This window comes from Paracoccus marinaquae (genome assembly GCF_018860165.1).
Classification (GTDB): Bacteria; Pseudomonadota; Alphaproteobacteria; order Rhodobacterales; family Rhodobacteraceae; genus Paracoccus; species Paracoccus marinaquae.
The window spans coordinates 23,257-42,864 of sequence record NZ_JAHKNG010000022.1; the positions used below are offsets into that span (position 1 = coordinate 23,257).

Annotated in this window: 19 protein-coding genes; 13 read left to right on the plus strand and 6 right to left on the minus strand. The window is 66.8% G+C overall.

Annotated elements, in window-relative coordinates; all coding sequences use genetic code 11:
* Positions 1 to 20: 20 nt before the first annotated feature.
* Positions 21 to 905 (plus strand): MBL fold metallo-hydrolase, encoded by an 885-nt coding sequence (locus KNW02_RS12735; protein ID WP_216033658.1) that lies wholly within the window; start codon positions 21 to 23, stop codon positions 903 to 905.
* A gap of 39 nt (positions 906 to 944) precedes the next feature.
* Positions 945 to 2,705 (plus strand): SulP family inorganic anion transporter, encoded by a 1,761-nt coding sequence (locus KNW02_RS12740; protein WP_216033659.1) that lies wholly within the window; start codon positions 945 to 947, stop codon positions 2,703 to 2,705.
* A gap of 56 nt (positions 2,706 to 2,761) precedes the next feature.
* On the opposite strand, the gene KNW02_RS12745 is transcribed toward KNW02_RS12740, so the two are convergent.
* From KNW02_RS12745 to KNW02_RS12755, 3 genes are read right to left on the minus strand one after another with little or no spacing between them, the layout of a single operon-like run.
* Positions 2,762 to 3,727, minus strand: coding sequence for a methyltetrahydrofolate cobalamin methyltransferase (locus KNW02_RS12745; protein WP_216033660.1), 966 nt, complete (start codon positions 3,725 to 3,727; stop codon positions 2,762 to 2,764).
* Between the two features lie 10 nt (positions 3,728 to 3,737).
* Positions 3,738 to 4,619: a methylenetetrahydrofolate reductase gene (locus KNW02_RS12750; RefSeq protein ID WP_216033661.1), complete on the minus strand. Its 882-nt coding sequence runs from the start codon at positions 4,617 to 4,619 to the stop codon at positions 3,738 to 3,740.
* Positions 4,620 to 4,632: 13 nt separating this feature from the next.
* The gene (locus tag KNW02_RS12755) at positions 4,633 to 4,917 is read right to left on the minus strand and encodes a virulence factor (RefSeq protein WP_216033662.1); all 285 of its coding nucleotides are present in this window, start codon (positions 4,915 to 4,917) and stop codon (positions 4,633 to 4,635) included.
* Positions 4,918 to 5,130: 213 nt separating this feature from the next.
* Here KNW02_RS12755 and KNW02_RS12760 point away from each other — a divergent pair, with 213 nt between their 5' ends.
* Together KNW02_RS12760 and KNW02_RS12765 are read left to right on the plus strand one after the other, a co-directional pair.
* Positions 5,131 to 6,252, plus strand: coding sequence for a Ppx/GppA phosphatase family protein (locus KNW02_RS12760; protein ID WP_216033663.1), 1,122 nt, complete (start codon positions 5,131 to 5,133; stop codon positions 6,250 to 6,252).
* 1 nt (position 6,253) lies between these two features.
* Entirely contained in the window at positions 6,254 to 7,009 is a 756-nt protein-coding gene (locus KNW02_RS12765; RefSeq protein WP_216033664.1) for an RlmE family RNA methyltransferase, read from the plus strand.
* On the opposite strand, the gene KNW02_RS12770 is transcribed toward KNW02_RS12765, so the two are convergent.
* Both KNW02_RS12770 and miaA read right to left on the minus strand, forming a co-directional pair.
* A complete protein-coding gene (locus KNW02_RS12770; RefSeq protein WP_216033665.1) occupies positions 6,997 to 7,914 on the minus strand; it encodes a helix-turn-helix domain-containing protein in 918 nt (305 codons plus the stop codon). The two genes, KNW02_RS12765 and KNW02_RS12770, sit on opposite strands and share 13 nt — an antisense overlap.
* A 192-nt stretch (positions 7,915 to 8,106) precedes the next feature.
* The gene (gene miaA, locus KNW02_RS12775) at positions 8,107 to 9,006 is read right to left on the minus strand and encodes a tRNA (adenosine(37)-N6)-dimethylallyltransferase MiaA (protein WP_216033666.1); all 900 of its coding nucleotides are present in this window, start codon (positions 9,004 to 9,006) and stop codon (positions 8,107 to 8,109) included.
* 89 nt (positions 9,007 to 9,095) lie between these two features.
* On the opposite strand from miaA, the gene pyrH reads away from it, so the two are divergent.
* The 9 genes from pyrH (at position 9,096) to KNW02_RS12820 (ending at position 18,535) form a co-directional block, all read left to right on the plus strand.
* Entirely contained in the window at positions 9,096 to 9,830 is a 735-nt protein-coding gene (gene pyrH, locus KNW02_RS12780; protein ID WP_216033667.1) for a UMP kinase, read from the plus strand.
* A 9-nt stretch (positions 9,831 to 9,839) separates the two neighbouring features.
* Positions 9,840 to 10,625, plus strand: coding sequence for an ion transporter (locus KNW02_RS12785; protein ID WP_216033668.1), 786 nt, complete (start codon positions 9,840 to 9,842; stop codon positions 10,623 to 10,625).
* Between the two features lie 188 nt (positions 10,626 to 10,813).
* Complete coding sequence (gene frr, locus KNW02_RS12790; protein ID WP_216033669.1) at positions 10,814 to 11,377, plus strand: ribosome recycling factor; 564 nt, start codon at positions 10,814 to 10,816, stop codon at positions 11,375 to 11,377.
* A gap of 7 nt (positions 11,378 to 11,384) precedes the next feature.
* The gene (gene uppS / locus KNW02_RS12795; RefSeq protein WP_216033670.1) at positions 11,385 to 12,119 is read left to right on the plus strand and encodes a polyprenyl diphosphate synthase; all 735 of its coding nucleotides are present in this window, start codon (positions 11,385 to 11,387) and stop codon (positions 12,117 to 12,119) included.
* Positions 12,116 to 12,967 (plus strand): phosphatidate cytidylyltransferase, encoded by an 852-nt coding sequence (locus KNW02_RS12800; protein ID WP_216033671.1) that lies wholly within the window; start codon positions 12,116 to 12,118, stop codon positions 12,965 to 12,967. Before uppS ends, KNW02_RS12800 begins: the two co-directional genes overlap by 4 nt.
* Before the next feature lie 3 nt (positions 12,968 to 12,970).
* The gene (dxr, locus tag KNW02_RS12805; RefSeq protein WP_216033672.1) at positions 12,971 to 14,128 is read left to right on the plus strand and encodes a 1-deoxy-D-xylulose-5-phosphate reductoisomerase; all 1,158 of its coding nucleotides are present in this window, start codon (positions 12,971 to 12,973) and stop codon (positions 14,126 to 14,128) included.
* Complete coding sequence (rseP, locus tag KNW02_RS12810) at positions 14,125 to 15,456, plus strand: RIP metalloprotease RseP (protein ID WP_216033673.1); 1,332 nt, start codon at positions 14,125 to 14,127, stop codon at positions 15,454 to 15,456. The genes dxr and rseP overlap by 4 nt, the downstream gene beginning before the upstream one ends.
* Positions 15,457 to 15,557: 101 nt before the next feature.
* Positions 15,558 to 17,858, plus strand: a complete 2,301-nt coding sequence (gene bamA, locus KNW02_RS12815) for an outer membrane protein assembly factor BamA (protein ID WP_216033674.1) — start codon at positions 15,558 to 15,560, stop codon at positions 17,856 to 17,858.
* Positions 17,858 to 18,535, plus strand: coding sequence for an OmpH/Skp family outer membrane protein (locus KNW02_RS12820; protein WP_216033675.1), 678 nt, complete (start codon positions 17,858 to 17,860; stop codon positions 18,533 to 18,535). The genes bamA and KNW02_RS12820 overlap by 1 nt, the downstream gene beginning before the upstream one ends.
* Here KNW02_RS12820 and KNW02_RS12825 read toward each other — a convergent pair whose 3' ends face one another.
* On the minus strand, positions 18,536 to 19,474 hold the full coding sequence (locus KNW02_RS12825; protein ID WP_216033676.1) for a nucleoside hydrolase: 939 nt from the start codon (positions 19,472 to 19,474) through the stop codon (positions 18,536 to 18,538).
* Positions 19,475 to 19,608: the final 134 nt, after the last annotated feature.

Genomic DNA, 19,608 nt, shown 5'->3' on the forward strand with positions numbered 1-19,608 from the left:
GCCCCGTCAAGGAGGACAGAATGACCGACTATCCCGTCAGGATGGATGTAAAGCCCGAGGTCAGCGCGCATTTCGACCCGGCCACCAATACCATCAGCTATATCGTCAGGGATCCGGGCTCGGACGCCTGTGCCATCGTCGATTCGGTCATGGATATCGACTATGCCGCCGGGCGGATCACCTATGAACATGCCGACGCCCTGATCGACGAGATCGAGCGGCGCGGGCTGAAGCTGGAATGGATCATCGAGACCCATGTCCATGCCGACCACCTGTCCGCCGCGCCCTATATCCAGCAGCGCCTTGGCGGCAGGATCGGCATCGGCGAGAACATCCTGATCGTGCAAGATACCTTCGGCAAGATTTTCAACGAAGGCACCGAGTTCCAGCGCGACGGCTCGCAATTCGATGCGCTGTTCAAGGATGGCGATACCTACACGATCGGCCAGATGCAGGCCTTGGCGATCCACACCCCCGGTCACACGCCGGCCTGCATGACCCATGTGGTGGGTGACGCCGCGTTTGTCGGCGACACGCTGTTCATGCCCGATGGCGGCTCGGCCCGGGCCGATTTTCCGGGCGGCGATGCCGGCACGCTTTACGACAGCATCCAGAAGGTGCTGGCGCTGCCCGATGCGATGCGGCTGTTCATGTGCCACGATTACGGCCCCAACGGCCGCGACATCCAGTGGGAAACCACGGTGGGCGAGGAAAAGGCCCACAACATCCATGTCGGTCAGGGCAGGACCCGCGAGGAATTCATCCGGTTCCGCACCGAACGCGATGCGCAGTTGGAAATGCCCAGGCTGATCATCCCCGCCTTGCAGGTGAACATGCGCGCGGGCGAGGTGCCGAAGGACAAGGATGGCCGGGCGATGCTGAAAGTACCGGTCAACGGGCTTTAGGGCGCGGGACATGGTGTCCGCTGACGTGAGGCCATTAAGGTGACCCCCCGGCTGGCCCGTCTGGTGCCGATTCTCGACTGGGGTCGGCGGTACAACCGCGCGGCGTTGCAGAATGACCTGCTGGCCGCGGTGATCGTGACGATCATGCTGATCCCGCAATCGCTGGCCTATGCGATGCTGGCCGGGTTGCCGCCCGAGGCGGGGATCTATGCCTCGATCCTGCCGATCATCCTTTATGCGATCTTCGGCACCTCACGGGCCTTGGCGGTGGGGCCGGTGGCGGTGATCTCGCTGATGACGGCCGCCGCGGTCGGCGAGGTGGCGCAGCAGGGCACGGCGGGCTATGCCGCCGCCGCGCTGACGCTGGCGCTGCTGTCGGGGCTGTTCCTGCTGGTGCTGGGCATCTTCCGGCTGGGCTTCATCGCGAATTTCCTGTCGCATCCGGTGATCGCGGGTTTCATCACCGCCTCGGGCATCCTGATCGCGACCAGCCAGTTGAAGCATATCCTGGGCGTCAGGGCCGGAGGCGACACCCTGCCCGAGATGCTGGGATCATTGCTCGCCAATCTGGGGCAGGTGAACCCGATCACGCTGGCGATCGGCGTCGCGGCGACGGCTCTCCTGTTCTGGGCGCGCAAGGGGCTGAAACCGGCCCTGATCAGGGCCGGGCTCGGCGAGGGGCTGGCGACCATCGCCACACGCGCTGGGCCTGTGGCGGCAGTGGTGGTCACGACGCTGGCCGTCTGGGGCTTCGGGCTTGAGGCGCGCGGCGTCAGTATTGTCGGTCGCGTCCCGCAAAGCCTGCCGCCGCTGACCAAGCCCGACCTGTCCTTCGATCTGGTCCGCGCGCTGGCCATGCCGGCGATCCTGATCTCGATCATCGGCTTCGTCGAATCGATCAGCGTCGCCCAGACCTTGGCGGCCAGGCGCCGCCAGCGGATCGACCCGGATCAGGAACTGATCGGCCTTGGCATGGCGAATATCGGCGCGGGCCTGACCGGCGGCTATCCGGTGACCGGCGGCTTCGCGCGGTCGGTGGTGAATTTCGATGCCGGGGCCGAGACGCCGGCGGCAGGCGCCTTCACCGCCATCGGGCTGGCCATCGCCGCCCTGGCCCTGACGCCGCTGGTCTATTACCTGCCCCAGGCGACACTGGCGGCGACGATCATCGTGGCGGTGCTGTCACTGGTCGATTTCGGCATCCTGCGCCGCGCATGGGCCTATAGCCGCGCCGATTTCGCCGCCGTTGCGGGCACGATCCTGCTGACCCTGCTGCTTGGCGTGGAAACCGGCGTGTCGGCGGGGGTGATCCTGTCGGTGCTGCTGCACCTCTATCACACCTCGCGGCCGCATATCGCCGAGGTCGGGCTGGTTCCCGGCACCCAGCATTTCCGCAATATCCGCCGCCACGAGGTGCGGACCCATCCCGAATTGCTGACCATGCGGCTGGATGAAAGCCTGTATTTCGCCAATGCCCGTTTTCTTGAAGACAAGGTCCTGGACCGGGTTTCGGACGACAAGGCGATCCGTCACGTGGTGCTGATGTTCCCAGCCGTGAACGCGGTCGATCTGTCGGCGCTGGAGACGCTGGAGGCGCTGAACGAACGGCTGGGCGAGATGGGCGTGACGCTGCATCTGTCGGAAGTGAAGGGGCCGGTGATGGATCGGCTCGGCCGCAGCCGTTTCCTCGATCACCTGAGCGGACAGGTGTTCCTGTCGCAATGGGACGCGATCGAGACGCTGACGCCGACGGTCTGCGGCGGAGGCGCCGTGACAACCCGCGACGCCGCAGCACCTTGACCTGACGACCGAGGCAAGGGCCGGTTACCGGTCCGGGGGGGGGCGTCCGAACCCGATCAGCCGCGGGCGCGGCGGCCGCCGCGACGTCCGCCGCCTGCGGCCGAGGCCATCGCCGTCTTGCTGGCTTCGGCAAAGCTCTGACCCTGTTCGACCGCCTCGATCACCCGCGAGAAGCGGATCCAGTCGCCGCCATTGGCATCGTGATCCATCAGCATGTTGGCGGCGCGGATCGCCTCCATCTCGACCAGCCTGACCGGGTTCATGATGGCGCTGGTCATGCCGGCGCCGATGGCCATGGGCAGGAAGGCGGCATTGATGCCGTGCCGGTGCGGCAGGCCAAAGCTGATATTGCTGGCGCCGCAGGTGGTGTTCACGCCCAATTCGTCGCGCAGCCGCCGCACCAGTGCAAAGACCTGCCGGCCGGCCGTGGCCATCGCGCCCACCGGCATCACCAGTGGATCGACCACGATGTCATGCGCGGGAATGCCGAAATCGGCGGCGCGCTGCACGATCCTGCGCGCGACCTCGAAACGCACGTCCGGGTCTTCGCTGATGCCGGTGTCGTCATTGCTGATCGCCACCACCGGCACGTTGTATTTGGCCACCAGCGGCAGTACCAGGTCCAGCCGCTCGTCCTCGCCGGTGACGCTGTTGACCAGCGGGCGGCCCTTCGCCGCCTCAAGCCCGGCCTGCAGGGCGCCGGGGACCGAACTGTCGATGCAGAGCGGCACCTCCACCAGCCCCTGCACCAGTTCGATCATCTGCCGCATCAACGGCGGCTCGGTCACGTTGGGATCAGGGTTCGAGTTGTAGACGACGCCCGCATTCACATCCAGAACCGCCGCCCCGCAGGCCACCTGCTCAAGCGCATCCTTCTGCACGGTCGAGAAATCGCCCGCCTCCAGTTCGGCGGCCAGCTTCTTGCGGCCGGTGGGGTTGATCCGCTCGCCGATGACGCAGAAGGGCTCGTCGAAGCCGATGGTGACGGTCTTGGAGGCGGATTCCAGAACGGTGCGGGTCATGGGCGGTCCTTCACTCGGCGCGGTTGCCGGCCAGCCAGCCGGTCGAGGCCGGGATGCCGCCCAGCGGGAAGATATGCGCGGCGGCGATGGGAAAATCGGGATCGGCGGCTTTCGCGTGCGCAAGTGCGGTGACGAATTCCTTCGGCTCATAGGGCACCAGCAGCTTGGTCACGTCGCGGGCGCGTCGCTGCAACACGCGCAGGCTGGGGCCGACGCCGCACATGATGGCGAATTTCAGCATCGTCTGCAGCTTGGCGGGACCGGCCACGCCGATGCGGATCGGCATGTCGATGCCCGAGGCGCGCAGCCGGTTGGCCCAGTCGATGACCGGCTGCGCCTCGAAGGCGAATTGCGTCACGATCTGCATCCGCGCGTCGGTACGGGCGGCGAAATCCGCCTTCCAGCGCAGGGCGCGCATGACCTCGGCCTCGCCGCCATCGGGATCGATGTCGCGGTTGCCTTCGGGATGGCCGGCGATGAACAACTGGCGGAAATCGCCGAAAAGGCCGGTTTCCAGAAGCTGCATCGAATCGCGGAACTCGCCCCTTGGCGCCGAAAGGCCGCCGCCCAGCAGAAGCGCGCCCTCGGCCCCGCCATCACGATAGGCCGAAACCCAGTCTGCCAGCGCGGCGCGGTCGGGGACGAGGCGGGCCGGAACATGCGGCACCGGGCGCAGGCCTTCGCGTGCCAGCCGGGCGACGGTGGCCTGCATCTCGGCCGGCGAGGTGCCGTCGATATGGGCGACGAAGACCAGGGTGCCGGCGGGCAGATGCTGGCGGAAATCCGACACCCCGGCGGCCGTGCGCGGCATCACCTCGATCGAGGCGCCCTGAAGGAAGGCCGCCAGCGGCGCATGGTTGCGCGGCGGGGAACGGAATTGCATCAGCGCCATCTGAGCCTGCCTTTCACTTTGGGTCATAGCCGCCATTCGCGATCAGTCCGCGAAGCCGGTCGGTATCGTATTCCGCCTCGATTCGGGCGGCCAGCGCGGGGGCGTCGGGAGCCTCGACCGTCTCGCGGCGCCATTCGGCCAGATAGTCGTCGGTGCCGGCCAGACCGGCCTTCATCGCCGCCCGGTCGACGGATTGCTCGAACCGTTCTGACAGGGCCACGCGCAGGGCCGTGCGGCCCTTGCCCTGCATCACCTGTGCCGGGATATCGCGCCAGAAGACCAGTGTCAGTTCCGCCATGCACCGCCGTCCTTTTCCTGCCGTCTTAATGCCACCGATGGCGAATTCGCGCGATCCAGTTGCGACCATGGCGAGGGGGATTTGCGACCTCTCGCGACGGGCGCGGCGCTGCGAATGCGCTGTTCCTCGGGCAAGAACCCGTTTGCCCGCCCCTTGAACGGGCGCCTCAGGCGCGTTACGTTTGGGCCAACTTGTCATCGGAGGGCGTGTCTTATGGCGCCCAGGCGTCCTGCGGGTGCGGACGCGTTCCCGAATAGCACGGTCGAGCCGCCGGTCACCCGCCAGTCCGAGGAGGGGGCGCTCTATGCCGCCCTCGATCTCGGCACCAATTCGTGCCGGATGCTGATTGCGCGGCCGCGCGGCAATCAGTTTCAGGTCGTCGACAGCTTTTCCAAGCCGGTGCAGCTTGGGATGGGGCTGGAAGCTTCGGGCAGGCTGTCCCGCAGCTCGATGGCGCGCACGGTCCACGCATTGCAGGTCTGCCGGCGCAAGCTTGAGCATCACCGCGTCGGCAACATGCGGCTGGTCGCCACCGAGGCCTGCCGTCGCGCGCGCAACAGCCGCGACTTCCTGCGCACCATCCGGCGCGAGACCGGGTTGCCCGTCGAGGTCATCAATGCCGAGGAAGAGGCGCGGCTGGCCGTCATTTCCTGCGCGCCGCTGGTCAGCCACGCGACCGAGACCCTGCTGGTCGTGGATATCGGCGGCGGTTCGACCGAACTGGTCTGGATCGATCTCGAGGATGTCGATCCGCGCGAACGTGCGCGCGCGATCATGCGGCTTTCGGACGGCTTTGCCAATCCCCGGCCCGGTGGCGCGCGGGTGGTGGACTGGATCAGCGTGCCGCTGGGCGTGGCGACGCTGCGCGACCAGTTCGCCGATGTCGAGGACGACGAGGGCCGGTTCGCGCTGATGAGTTGGTATTTCGAGGAGATGCTGGCCGACTTTGCGCCCTATGCGGATGGCTCGCCCGACGAGGGGTTCCAGATCATCGGCACCTCGGGAACGGTGACGACCGTCGCCGCCAGTCATCTGGGCCTGCGCCGCTATGACCGGACCAAGGTGGACGGGCTGGAAATGACCACGGACCAGATCGACCGAGTGATCCATTCCTATCTGCAGCTTGGCCCCGAGGGCCGCCGCACCGATCCGCGCATCGGGCGCGAGCGCCATGCCCTGATCATGTCGGGGGTGGCGATCCTGCAGACGCTGATGCGGGTCTGGCCGACCAACCGGCTTTCGGTCGCCGATCGCGGTCTGCGCGAGGGCTTGCTTTATGCCCAGATGGTGCGCGATGGGGTGCTGACACCGGACGGCGTGAACGGAGTGGCATGAGATGAGCAAGGATCCGGGCAGCCGCGCGGGCAAATCCAGCGGGCGCGGACAGCGCGATCTGCGGGTGCGGGTCAAGACCGCGAAGGGGCGCAAGCTGTCCAGCAAGCTGTGGCTGGAACGGCAGTTGAACGATCCCTATGTGGCGCGGGCCAAGCGCGAGGGCTATCGCGGCCGTGCCGCCTTCAAGATTCTTGAACTGGACGACAAGTACCGCTTTCTGGTTCCGGGGGCGCGGGTGGTCGATCTGGGTTGCGCGCCGGGCGGCTGGTGCCAGGTCGCCGTCGCGCGTGTGAACGCGCTTGGCGAGAAATCCGGCAAGGCGGTCGGCCGGGTGGTCGGCGTCGATCTGCAGGAGGTAGACCCGATCGCGGGGGCCGAGATCCACCTGCTGGATTTCCTTTCGGAAGGTGCCGATGAAAAGGTCAAGGACTGGCTGGGCGGCCCTGCCGATGTGGTAATGTCGGACATGGCGGCGGCCTCGTCCGGGCATAAGGGCACTGACCATCTGCGTATCGTCGCGCTGGTCGACGCGGCGGCGGCACTGGCCTTCGATGTGCTTGAGCCGGGTGGAACTTTCGTCGCCAAGGTACTGGCCGGTGGGGCGGAAAACGAGATGCAGGCGATGCTGAAGCGGAACTTCGAGCGGGTTGCGAATGTCAAGCCGCCGGCCAGCCGCAGCGATTCCTCCGAGAAATTCGTCGTCGCCACCGGTTTTCGCGGCAGGCCAGCCGGCGGCGCCGAGGATCAGCGGGGCTGAGCGCGGAAGGCCTCGGGGCTGCGCCCCGTCGCCGCGACGAAGGCGCGGGTGAAATGGGCATGGCTTGAATAGCCCAGTTCGTCGGCGATTTGGGCGGCGCCGTGACGGCTGTTGCGCAACAGATCGACGGCACGCTGCAGCCGAAGCTCGTGAAGCAACTCGATCGCGCGACGCCCCCTTGTCGCGATGCAGGCGCGGTCAAGGGTGGCGGCGTTGGTCTGCAACTCCTCGGCCAGTTCGGCAATCGCGGCGCATGTGCCCAGCCGCGTCGCGGCCAGGGACAGGAACTGTTCGACCAGGCTTCGCGCTTCGGAAGGCGGCGCATCGGTCTGCGCGGCCGCAGGTTTCGGGGCCAGCCGGCTCAGGCGCAGCGCCAGAAGGTTCATCAGGCATTGCCGCGTCGCCGGATCGGGAGGGCAGGCTTCGCTTGCCAGTTCGCTGAGGGTTGCCAGCAATTGCGCGCCATCCTCGCCGATCTGCGCGGACAGGTCGTTGTCGGGCAGGGGCGGATGTGCCGCCGCCGCCGCCGCGCGCGGGATCAGCGCGACATGACCCTCGGCGCCCGGTGCGGACAGCATGGCAAAGGCCGTGCCGGCGGGGATGAAACGCAACTCGCCCGCCGAAAGGCAATGCCGATGTCGCGGAAATTCCAGCCGGATCTGTCCCTTCGTCACCCAGACGAGAAGATGATCCGGACGGGTCCGCGGCGACGTGGCCGAGGTGCGGCATCGGCCGGTGAAATCGGCCAGTGACAGCAGGCGCAGCCGGTCCTGCCCCGTGGTGGCGCGGCCTATGCGCAGGCTGGCATGCAGCTTCAGCGGTGTGGTGGCGGGGTCAGGGGGCGCGGCGGATTTCCGCGCATCAGTCTCGGCGCCATCGACCTCGCCCAGATGTGCGCTGGCCATGATTCCATCGCGCGCGCCCGGGGGCAGGGTTGAGACAGCTTGTCGAAATCGGCTGGAACCGAATGGAAACGCTTTGGAAAAATCTCTGTTGTCGAATACTGACATGGCGGCACCTGCCTACTGGCACTAACAGGCGGATTATCGCCTATAAACGCCAAATTCTCAACCTGACGCTATGTATAGCACAGAGATTCAATCTATGCGTGTATTTTTATCGCTGATTCGCCAGTTTTTCCAATCGCGCATCCGGCCGCGAAACCAGTGCCGCTGCGCCTTCGCATATTGCCGGGTGGCGATGATGGCCTTCTCGGTCGCGCCGGCAAGGTCGGTCTCGCCGTGAAGATGGGCGACCAGTTCCGGGGCGCCGATGGCGCGGGCCCATTGCCGGCCGGGATCCCAGTAGGGCAGCATCGCGCGTGCCTCGGCCAGGGCGCCCGCGTCCATCATCGCGTGAAAGCGCTGCGCGATCCGATCGGCCAGCCAGTCGCGATCGGCGCTGATCAGGATGCGTTGCGCATCCTCCGGGCCGATCAAGGGGGGCGGGGTTTCGGCCTGCCAGTCGGACAGGCCGCGCCCGGTGGCGCGCAGCACCTCCCATGCGCGCTGGACCCGGGCCGGATTGCGCAGGTCGATTCGGGCCGCCGTTGCCGGATCCAGTTCGGCCGCCATGCCCGCCAGCCCGTCCGCAAGCGCCAGCCGGGCATTGCCCTCGGCGCGAATTTCGGCCGGAACCGGGGGAACGAGGGCCAGTCCTTGCGTCAACGCCGTCAGATAGAGGCCGGTGCCGCCGACGATGATCAGCCGCCGGTCCAGCAATCCCTCGACCTCGCGCAGCCAGTCGCCGACGGAATAGCTGCGCTCAGGCCCGACATGGCCGTAAAGCGCATGCGGGGCGGCCGCCTCGTCCGCCACCGAGGGGCGCGCGGTCAGCACCTGCCAGCAGGACCAGATCTGCAGGGCGTCGGCATTGACGATCAGCCCGCCCTGCCGGCGCGCGACCGCCAGGGCCAGCGCCGATTTGCCGCTGGCCGTGGGTCCGGCAAGCAGCAGGTGGCGCGACGGGTCGATGCCGGTCAGGTCGGGGTCAGGCATTTGCAGTTCCGGCAGGTTGAACCTGACGGCCTTTTGCGACATTTTGCGCCGCGATGAAAGCGACCGGCCGCCCCGGGGAAGGACAGGACATGACCGATCAGAAGGCCGCCGTGCCCACGCAATATCAGCGCGTGATGCTGAAGATTTCCGGTGAGGCGCTGATGGGCGATCAGGGCTATGGCCTGCATCCGCCGACCGTTGCCCGCATCGCCGACGAGGTCGAATCGGTCGCCCAGATGGGGGTCGAGGTCTGCATGGTGATCGGCGGCGGCAATATCTTCCGCGGCCTGCAGGGCAGCGCCCAGGGGATGGAGCGGACCACCGCGGATTACATGGGCATGCTGGCCACGGTGATGAACGCGCTGGCGATGCAATCGGCGCTGGAGACCAAGGGCCTGCATTGCCGGGTCATCAGCGCCATCCGCATGGATGAGGTCTGCGAGCCCTATATCCGCCGCCGCGCCATCCGGCATCTGGAAAAGAAGCGGATCTGCATCTTCGCCGCCGGCACCGGCAACCCCTATTTCACCACCGACACCGCCGCGACCCTGCGTGCCAACGAGATGAACTGCGAGGCGATCTTCAAGGGCACCAAGGTCGATGGGGTCTATGACAAGGATCCCAAGAAGCATGCCGACGCCAAGCGCTACGGCGAGGTCAGCTATGACGAGGTGCTGCAGAAGCATCTGGGGGTGATGGATGCCTCGGCCATCGCGCTCGCGCGCGACAACCGCCTGCCGATCATCGTCTTCTCGCTGGACGAGCCGGGCGGGTTCCGCACCATCCTTGAAGGGCGGGGCACCTATACCCGCGTTCATAGCTGACAGGCTGCCATGGAAAACCTGCGTCTCCGGGTCGATCGTTTCCTCCACGGTCGGACCGTTCAGCATGTCATCACCGGGGTCATCCTGTTCAATGCGGTGATCCTCGGGCTGGAAACCTCGGCCTCGGTGATGGCGCGGGTGGGGCCGCTGATCCTGTTTCTTGACGGGCTGTGCCTGACGATCTTCGTGGTCGAGATCGCAGCCAAGCTGTTCGCGCGCGGCCTGAACTTCTTCCGCGACGGCTGGAACGTCTTCGATTTCCTGGTAGTCGGCATCGCCGTCGTGCCGGCAGGCAAGGGCCTGTCGGTGCTGCGGGCCCTGCGGATTCTGCGGCTGTTGCGAATCGTCTCGGTCACGCCGCGGCTCAGGCGCGTGGTCGAGGGTTTTCTGGCCGCCCTGCCGGGCATGGCCAGCGTGTTCCTGCTGATGGGGATCATCTTCTACATCGCGGCAGTGATCGCGACGAAGATGTTCGGACAGGCTTTCCCGGAATGGTTCGGCACCCTCGGGCATGCGGCCTATTCGCTGTTCCAGATCATGACCCTGGAAAGCTGGTCGATGGGGATCGTCCGTCCCGTGATGGAGGTCTATCCCGACGCCTGGATGTTCTTTGTGCCCTTCATTCTGGTGACCACCTTCGCGGTAATGAACCTCGTCGTCGGTCTGATCGTGAACTCGATGCAGGACGCCCATCACGCCGAGGAGAACGAGAGCACCGGCGCCTATCGGGACGAGGTTCTGGCCCGGCTGGAGGGGATCGAAAAGCAGATCGCGACGCTGGCCGAAAGGCGCTGATACGCCCGGATTTCCATCAGGGACGGGAACCGGCGGCCCCGTGTGCCGCGTTTTTCGGGGCAGGCAGGTTGTTTCGGGGGCCGTCGGGGGCCGGGGGCAACGGCCTGCCCGGATGACCGGCAAAGCCTTTGCCAAGGTCCGGTAATGCGGTTACAAGCGAGGAAAATTCAATGCAGAGGCAGTCCGACATGGCAGAGGACATCGAAATAGACATCGACGATCTCGAGCGCCGCATGAAGGGCGCGATGGAGGCGTTGCGTCACGAATTCGGCAGCCTGCGCACCGGCCGCGCCTCGGCCTCGATGGTCGAGCCGGTGCAGGTCGAGGCCTATGGCCAGATGACCCCGATCAACCAGCTTGGCACCGTCAACGTCCCCGAGCCGCGCATGGTCACCATCAACATCTGGGACAAGGCGATGGTCGGCAAGGCCGAGAAGGCGATCCGCGAAAGCGGCCTTGGCATCAACCCGCAGACCAACGGCACCATCATCATGCTGCCGATCCCCGAACTGAACGAGGAACGCCGCAGGGAACTGACCAAGGTCGCGGCGCAATATGCCGAAAGCGCCCGCGTGGCGATCCGCAACGTGCGCCGCGACGGCATGGACCAGGTCAAGAAGGGCAAGGCCAACGGCATGCCCGAGGATGACCAGAAGTTCTGGGAGACCGCCGTCCAGGAACTGACCGACAAGATGATCGGCGCCGTGGACCAGGCGCTTGAGGCCAAGCAGGCCGAGATCATGCAGGTCTGAGGGGAACATGGCCGCCGAAACCGCACAGGCCCTGACGACGGGCGGCGCCGATCAGCGGCCCCGCCATGTCGCGATCATCATGGATGGCAATGGCCGCTGGGCGACCGAGCGTGGCTGGCCGCGTCTGGTCGGCCACCGCCGCGGCGCCGAACGGGTCAAGCAGATCGTCCGCGCCTGCCCCGACCTGGGGGTGAACTGGCTCACCGTCTATGCCTTCTCGACCGAGAACTGGAAGCGCTCGACCGAGGAAGTTCTGGGCCTGATGAAGATCTTCCGCCGCTATATCGAGCGCGAGGCCGAAGGCATGTCGGCCGAGGGCGTCAGATTGCGCTTCATCGGCGGACGCGAGCGGCTGGATCCCAAGCTGCAGGCGCTGATGGCCTCGATCGAGGCGCGCACGGCCGGAAATACCCGGCTGAACCTGACCGTGGCGATCAATTACGGCGGCCGGGACGAACTGGCCCGTGCGGCTGCGCGGCTGGCGCAGAAGGTCGCGCGGGGCGAGGTCGTCCAGCCGACCGAGGATGACCTGGCGGCCTGCCTCGACACCGCCGGCCATCCCGATCCGGATCTGGTCATCCGCACCTCGGGCGAAACCCGCGTCTCGAATTTCCTGCCCTGGCAGGCGGCCTATTCGGAATACGAGTTCACGCCGACCCTGTGGCCGGACTTCACCCCGGACCATCTGGCCGGGATCCTCGATCGTTTCGGTCTGCGCGAGCGCCGTTTCGGGGGCCTATGAAGGCCGAGCCGCCGATCGCTCCGAAGCCGACCCTGCCCTCGGGGAAATGGGGGGATCTGTCACGCCGCATCGCCTCGACCGTGGTGCTGCTGGGCATCGGCCTGCTGCTGGCGCTGGCGACCGGGATCTGGCTGCGGCTGGGGATGGCGCTGATCTCGGCGATCACCTTCTGGGAACTGGCCAGCATGACCGGCTGGCGCCATCCCGAGATGCATGTGACCGCGTTCGGGCGCTGGCGCCCGGTCGCGCTGGCGATCATCGCCGGGCTGTCGCAATTCGCGGCGCTGACCGTCTATCATCCGCTGGCCTGGCTGCTGCTGTTCCTGCCGATCCTGGCCGGGCTGCCCGGCGCCGCGGCCCGCGACCGCTGGAGCTATGCGCTCTTCGGCATGGCGATCCTGCTGGTCGCCTACGGCTTGGTCGATTTCCGCGAGGCATATGGCCTGCCCTTCGTGCTGTGGCTGATGGGCATCGTGATCGTCTCGGATACGGCGGGCTATTTCTTCGGCCGCATTCTGGGCGGGCCGAAATTCTGGCCCGCGCTCAGCCCCAAGAAGACCTGGTCGGGCACCGTGGCCGGCTGGATCGGCGCGGCGATCCTCGGGGCGCTGCTGTGGCTGTCGGGGCATGGCGACGCGACGCTGATCTGGGTCTCGCCGCTGGTCTGTTTCGCCGGCCAGATGGGAGACATCGCCGAAAGCTGGCTGAAGCGGCGGGCAGGGGTCAAGGACAGCTCGAACCTGATTCCCGGCCATGGCGGCTTCATGGATCGTTTTGACGCAGTGACCGGCGCGGTTCTGGCCACCATGTTCATCGGATTCCTGACCAGCCTGCCGGTGGTGAACTGAGACATGCGACGCATCTCGATCTTCGGAGCGACCGGGTCGGTCGGCGCCAATGGTGTCGATCTGATCCGGCGTGCCGGCGGCGCGGACGCCTATGATGTCGTCGCGCTGACCGGCGGATGCAATATCGCCGGGCTTGCCGCCATGGCGCGCGAATTGCGCGCCGAGATCGCCGTGACCGCCCATGAGGACCGGATTGGCGATCTGCGCGAGGCGCTGAAGGGCAGCGGCGTCGAGGCGGCGGCAGGCGCGCAGGCCCTGGCCGAGGCCGCGGCGCGGCCCGCCGATTGGGTCCTGTCGGCGATCGTCGGTGCGGCGGGGCTGGTGCCCGGGCTGACGGCGCTGGCGCAGGGCGGCATCCTGGCGCTGGCCAACAAGGAATCGCTGGTCTGCGCCGGCTCGCTGATCCATGCGGCGGCGCGGCGCAGCGGCGCCAGGGTTCTGCCGGTGGATTCCGAACATTCAGCCATTTTTCAGGCGCTTGACGGCGACCATCTGGACAGTGTCAAGGATGTGACCATCACCGCCTCGGGCGGCGCCTTCCGCGACTGGCCGCTGGAGCGGCTGGCGGCAGCGACGGTGGCCGAGGCCTCGACGCATCCCAACTGGGCGATGGGCCAGCGGATCACCATCGACAGTGCGTCGATGTTCAACAAGGCGATGGAAGTCATAGAGGCAAAGGAATTTTTCGGCCTCGGGGCAGATCAGATCAAGGTATTGGTGCATCCGGAATCGATCATCCACGCCATGGTCAGCCATGTCGATGGCGGCAGTATCGCGCATCTGGGTGCGCCCGACATGCGCCATGCCATCGGCTATGCGCTGAACTGGCCGGACCGCGCGCCGCTGCCGGTGGCGCCGCTGGATCTGGCGGCCCTTGGCAGCCTGACCTTCCGCGCGCCCGACGAGACCCGCTGGCCGGCGCTGCGGCTGGCGCGCGAGGTGATGGCGGCGGGGGGCATGGCCGGCGCGGTCTTCAACGCCGCCAAGGAACAGGCGCTTGACGACTTCATCGCCGGGCGGATCGGGTTCACGCGCATGGCCCCGCAGGTCGAGGCGACGCTGGCCGCGCTGTCGGGGCAGGCCGGGTTCGGCGACGATCCCGCGGATCTCGAGACGGTTCTGCACTGGGACCGGGCCGCAAGACAGGAGGCCGCAGCATGAGCGAACTGATCCCGCAATTCGGTGGCACCCTGTGGACGCTGGCGGCCTTTGTCGTGGCGCTGGCGGTGATCGTCACCGTGCATGAATTCGGCCACTACATCGTCGGCCGCTGGTCGGGGATCCGGGCCGAGGTCTTCTCGGTCGGCTTCGGGCCGCGCCTCGCCGCGCGCCGGGACCGGCGCGGCACCCTGTGGCAGGTCGCGGCGATTCCGCTGGGCGGCTATGTCCGCTTTCTGGGTGATGACAACGCGGCCAGCGCGGGGCCCGGAAAGCCGGTCGATCCGGCGCTGCGGCGGCAGACCCTGACCGGGGCGCCGCTCTGGGCGCGGTTCTCGACGCTGCTGGCCGGGCCGGTCTTCAACTTCATCCTGTCGGTCCTGATCTTCGGCGGCTTCGCGCTGGTTCAGGGTCTGCCGACCAGCCAGGTCACGGTCGGTGAGATCGCGCCCGCGCCGCCGGGGATCGTCAACGAATTGCGGCCGGGCGACCAGATTCTGGGGATCGGGGATCACCCGGTCAGGACCTGGGGCGATCTTGGCCGCGCCACGCAGGAACTGCCGATCGCCCCGCAGCAGGACTGGCGGGTGCTGCGGGATGATGCCGAAATCACGGTTCTCGGCCCCGATCCGATGCCGCCCCGCATCAGCGGCGTGGCCCCTCGCAGCGCGGCCGCCGATGCCGGGCTGAGGGCCGGCGACGTGGTGACCGGCATCGACGGCCAGCCCATCACCCGCTTTACCCAGATGCGCGAGATGGTCGAGGCGGCAGAGGGTCAGCCGCTGCTGCTGGAAGTCTGGCGGCCGGGGGTGGGGGTGGCCAGCTATACGCTGGTCCCGAAGGAGCAGGACCTGCCCGCAGCCGAAGGGGGCTATGAGAAGCGCTGGCTGATCGGCGTGACCGGAGGCGACAGCTTCTTCACGCCGGCCACCCGTCGCGCCGGTCCCGTCGAGGCGCTGTGGCTGGGCATCACCCAGACCTGGAGCATCATCGCCTCGTCGCTGTCGGGGCTGTGGGCGATGATCACCGGCCAGATCGGGGCCTGCAATCTGGGCGGCGCGATCTCGATCGCCGAAAGCACCGGGCAGGCCGCCAGCGCCGGCGGCGCCAGCTTCCTGTGGTGGATCGCGGTGCTGTCGGCGGCGATCGGCTTTCTGAACCTGCTGCCGATCCCGGTGCTGGATGGCGGGCATCTGATGTTCTACACTTGGGAGGCCATCACCGGCCATCCGCCGTCGGACCGGGTCCTGAACCTGCTGACCGGGATCGGCATGGCCGCCGTGCTGTCGCTGATGATTTTCGGACTCACCAACGATCTTTTCTGCCCCTGAGCCGCGATGCGCTTTTGACAGTCAGTCCGGTTTGAGGCACAACCTTACCCCAAAAGAAGGCGCCGGCAGGGCGCCGGGCAGGCTTGAAAAGAGGGGCAGCGATGACACGGAAACTGGGCAGTAGCGCCGTCGCGCTGATGACGGCACTGACGATCTCGGTCCCGGCGGGGCTGTTGCTTCCGCAAGTGGCGGCGGCATATGTGTTCAACGACGTGCGGATCGAGGGCGCGCAGCGGGTCGAAGCCGCGACCATCCTCTCTTACGCGGATATTGCGCGCGGGCAGGATGTCTCGGCCGGCGAGTTGAACGACGCGGTGCAGCGCCTGCAGAATTCCGGCCTCTTCGAGACGGTCGAGATCGAGCCGCGCGGCGGACTTCTGGTCATCCGGGTCAGCGAATTCCCGACCATCAATCAGGTCAGTTTCGAGGGCAACCGCAGGATCAAGGACGAGGAACTGGCGCAGATCGCCAAAAGCCAGTCGCGCCGCACCTATCAGCCCGCGCAGGCGCTTGAGGATGCCCGCACCATCGCCGAGGTTTATGCAAGCCAGGGCCGTCTGGCCGCTCGCGTCGATCCCAAGATCATCCGTCGCAGCGAGAACCGGGTCGATCTGGTCTTCGAGATCCGCGAAGGCGACGTGACCGAGATCGAGCGCATCAGCTTTACCGGCAACCGTGCCTTCAGCGATTACCGCCTTCGGCAGGTGCTGGAGACGAAACAGGCCGGCCTTCTGCGCACCTTCATCCGCGCCGACACCTTCGCGGCAGAGCGGATTCCGCTGGATGAACAGCTGCTGACCGATTTCTACCGCTCGCGCGGGTACGCGGATTTCAAGGTTCAGGCGGTCGCGCCCGAGATCGCCCGCGAACGGGATGCCTTCTACATCACCTTCAATATTCAGGAAGGTCCGCGCTATCGGTTCGCCAGCGTCAACACGGTATCCGAGATCGCCGGCGTCGATGCCGCGCCCTTCGCGGCCCAGAACCGCGTGCGCCGGGGCGAAGTCTACAACCCCGCCGTCATCGACAACACCATCCGCCGGATGGAGACCGTGGCGATCCAGGAGGGGCTGAACTTCGTCAATATCGAGCCGCGCATCACCCGCAACGCCTCGAACCAGACGCTGGATCTGACCTTCGTGCTGGCGCGCGGCCCGCGCATCTTCGTCGAGCGGATCGATATCGAAGGTAATACCACCACGCTTGACGAGGTGATCCGGCGCCAGTTCACCACCGTCGAGGGCGACCCGTTCAACCCGCGCGAGATCCGCAACGCCGCCGAACGCATCCGCGCTCTGGGATATTTCGCGGATGCTCAGGTCCAAAGCCGGCAGGGCAGCAGCCAGGAACAGGTCATCGTCGATGTGAACGTCGAGGAACAGCCGACCGGTTCGCTGTCCTTCGGCGCCTCGTACGGGGTCGGCACCGGGGTCGGCGTGAACGCCTCGCTGAACGAGACGAACTTCCTTGGTCGCGGCCAGACGCTCGGGATAACGCTGTCCACCGCCGATGGCGACCAGCAGGCCTCGGTCAATTTCATCGAGCCTTACTTCCTTGGCCGTGACCTGCGTTTCCGCTTCAACACCTGGTACAGCGCCACCGAGCAGTGGAATTCGGATTACGACACCCGCAGCGTCGGGATCGCGCCCTCGGTCGAGTTTCCGATCTCGGCGAATGGCCGTCTGGAACTGCGCTATCTGCTGAGCCAGGACAAGCTGAGCGACGTTCCCTCGGACAGTTCTGTCATCCTGCAGCGCGAGGAGGGCGAGCGGACGACCTCGGCCTTGGGCTATTCCTACCGCTGGGATACGCGGATCACCGGTCTGGATCCTCTGACCAGTTACAAGCTGCAGTTCTCGCAGGATTTCGCCGGGCTCGGCGGGGATGTGAAAAGCGTCACCACCACGGCGCTGGCCGGGATCGAAAGCAACGCCTGGCGCGAAAACGTGGTCTTCCGGGCCGAGCTCGAGGGCGGTGCCGTGGTCGGCTATGACGATTATGAAACCTGGCTGCTCGGGCGCTTCCGTGCCGGCACCAAGGTTCGCGGCTTCGAGCCCAACGGCATTGGCCCGCGCGACCTGACCGCTCCGAACGAGGACGCGCTTGGCGGCAACTACTACTGGGCGCTGCGGGCAGAGACGCAGTTCCCCCTCGGGTTGCCCGAGGAATACGGGATCAGCGGCGGCCTCTTCGCCGATGCCGGCTCGATCTGGGGGCTGGACGATATCCAGGGCGACAGCGGCCCGGTGGATGACGGCATGCATGTGCGTGCGGCCATCGGCGCATCGATCTTCTGGACGACCCCGATCGGCCCGCTGCGGTTCAACTTCTCGAAGGCGGTGCTGAAGGAAGACTATGACGAGGAACAGAACTTCGACCTGACGATCTCGACGAGGTTCTGATGCGGCGGATACTGGCGCGGGGCGTGCTGCTTGTGCTGCTGGCCGCGCCTGTTTCCGCCCTGTCGCAAACGACCGAACCGCCCCCCGCGCTGCCGGACCTCGAACAGCCGGTGGTCGAACCCGAAGCGGGGGCCGATGCGGCGCCTGCTGACGGGGCAATACCCAATCGCACCATCGAGACCGGGGCGGATGCACCGCGCATGGCCGAGGCGCCGCTTCTGACCGTCGATCAGGAACGGTTGTTCCTCGAATCCGCCTGGGGCCGGCGCGCGCAGAGCGCGCTTGAGGAAAAGGGCAGGAAGATCGCCGAGGAGAACGAAACCCTGGCCGAACAGCTTTCGGCCGAGGAGGCCAAGCTGACCGAGCAGCGCGCGACGCTGGACCCGGCCGAATTCCGCAAGCTGGCCGAGGCGTTCGACAGCCGCGCCACCACGATCCGGCGCGAAAGGGCGCAGGCGGTGCAGGATCTGAACACGGCCGCGGATGCCGACCGGACGGCCTTTTATCAGGCGGCCCTGCCGATCATGGGCGAGATGATGCAGGAACGCGGCGCGGTTGCGGTGCTGGATCTGCGTACGGTCTTCGTTTCGCTGGATGCGATCGACATCACCTCCGACCTGGTGCGGCGGCTTGACGACCGGTTGGGGGATGGCACGACCGGGGGCGGCGGGAACTGATCAGGGCAGCCGGGCCAGACGCTCGCTCAGCAGGGCAAACAGGCCGTCGCGCTGCAGGTTCCGGATGAACAGGGCATTGGCCGGCCGGCCACTGACCCGCCACCAGTCGGCCACGGTCATGCCGGTGGTGAACTCGCCACGGGTTTCGATCTCGACATTGATCTCGCGGCCGTCGAACAGGTCGGGGCGGATCAGCCAGGCGATGGTGCAGGGATCGTGCAATGGTGCGCCGAGGCTGCCATATTTCTCCTTGTCGAAGCGTTCGAAGAAATCGGTCCAGCTGGCGATGGCGGATCCACAGCGACCGGGCAGGCGCCGCATCGCCTCGACCCAGTCGCGCGAGGTCAGCGCCTGATGGGTGGCATCCAGCGGCAGCACCACCAGCGGTGCGCCCGCATCGAAAACGATCTTTGCGGCCTCGGGGTCGACATGGATATTGAACTCGGATGCAGGTGTGATGTTGCCGACCTCGAAATAGGCCCCGCCCATCAGCACGATCCGTTCGACCCGCGCGACGATGTCGGGGGCGCGCTGGAAGGCGCTGGCAATGTTGGTCAGTGGCCCGATCGGGACCAGGGTGACGCTGCCCGCCGGTTCGCGGCGCAGGCGGTCGATGATGAAATCCACCGCGTGCCGGTCCTGCAACGGCATCGCCGGGGCGGGCAGGTCGATCCCGTCCAGCCCGGTCTTGCCATGCACATGCTCGGCGGTGACCAGCCTGCGCGCCAGAGGCGCATCGCTGCCGGCAAAGACCGGCACGTCCACCCGTCCGGCCAGTTCCAGTATCTTGCGGGCATTCAGCTGCGTCAGCGCCAGCGGCACGTTGCCCGCCACTGCGGTCACGCCCAGCACTTCCAGTTCCGGGCTGGCCAGCGCCAGCAAGATCGCCACGGCGTCGTCCTGACCCGGATCGGTGTCGATGATGATCTTGCGTTTCACGGCGGTCTCCTGGTTCCCTGCGGCCTTTCTGGGCGGCCATGAAAAAGGGCGCAAGCCCGAAGGCTGCGCCCTTTCCTTGCGAATGCCGATCCGCTGGGGATTGCGGGCCGTCCGCGCCCGCGTCCCTGCGGCAA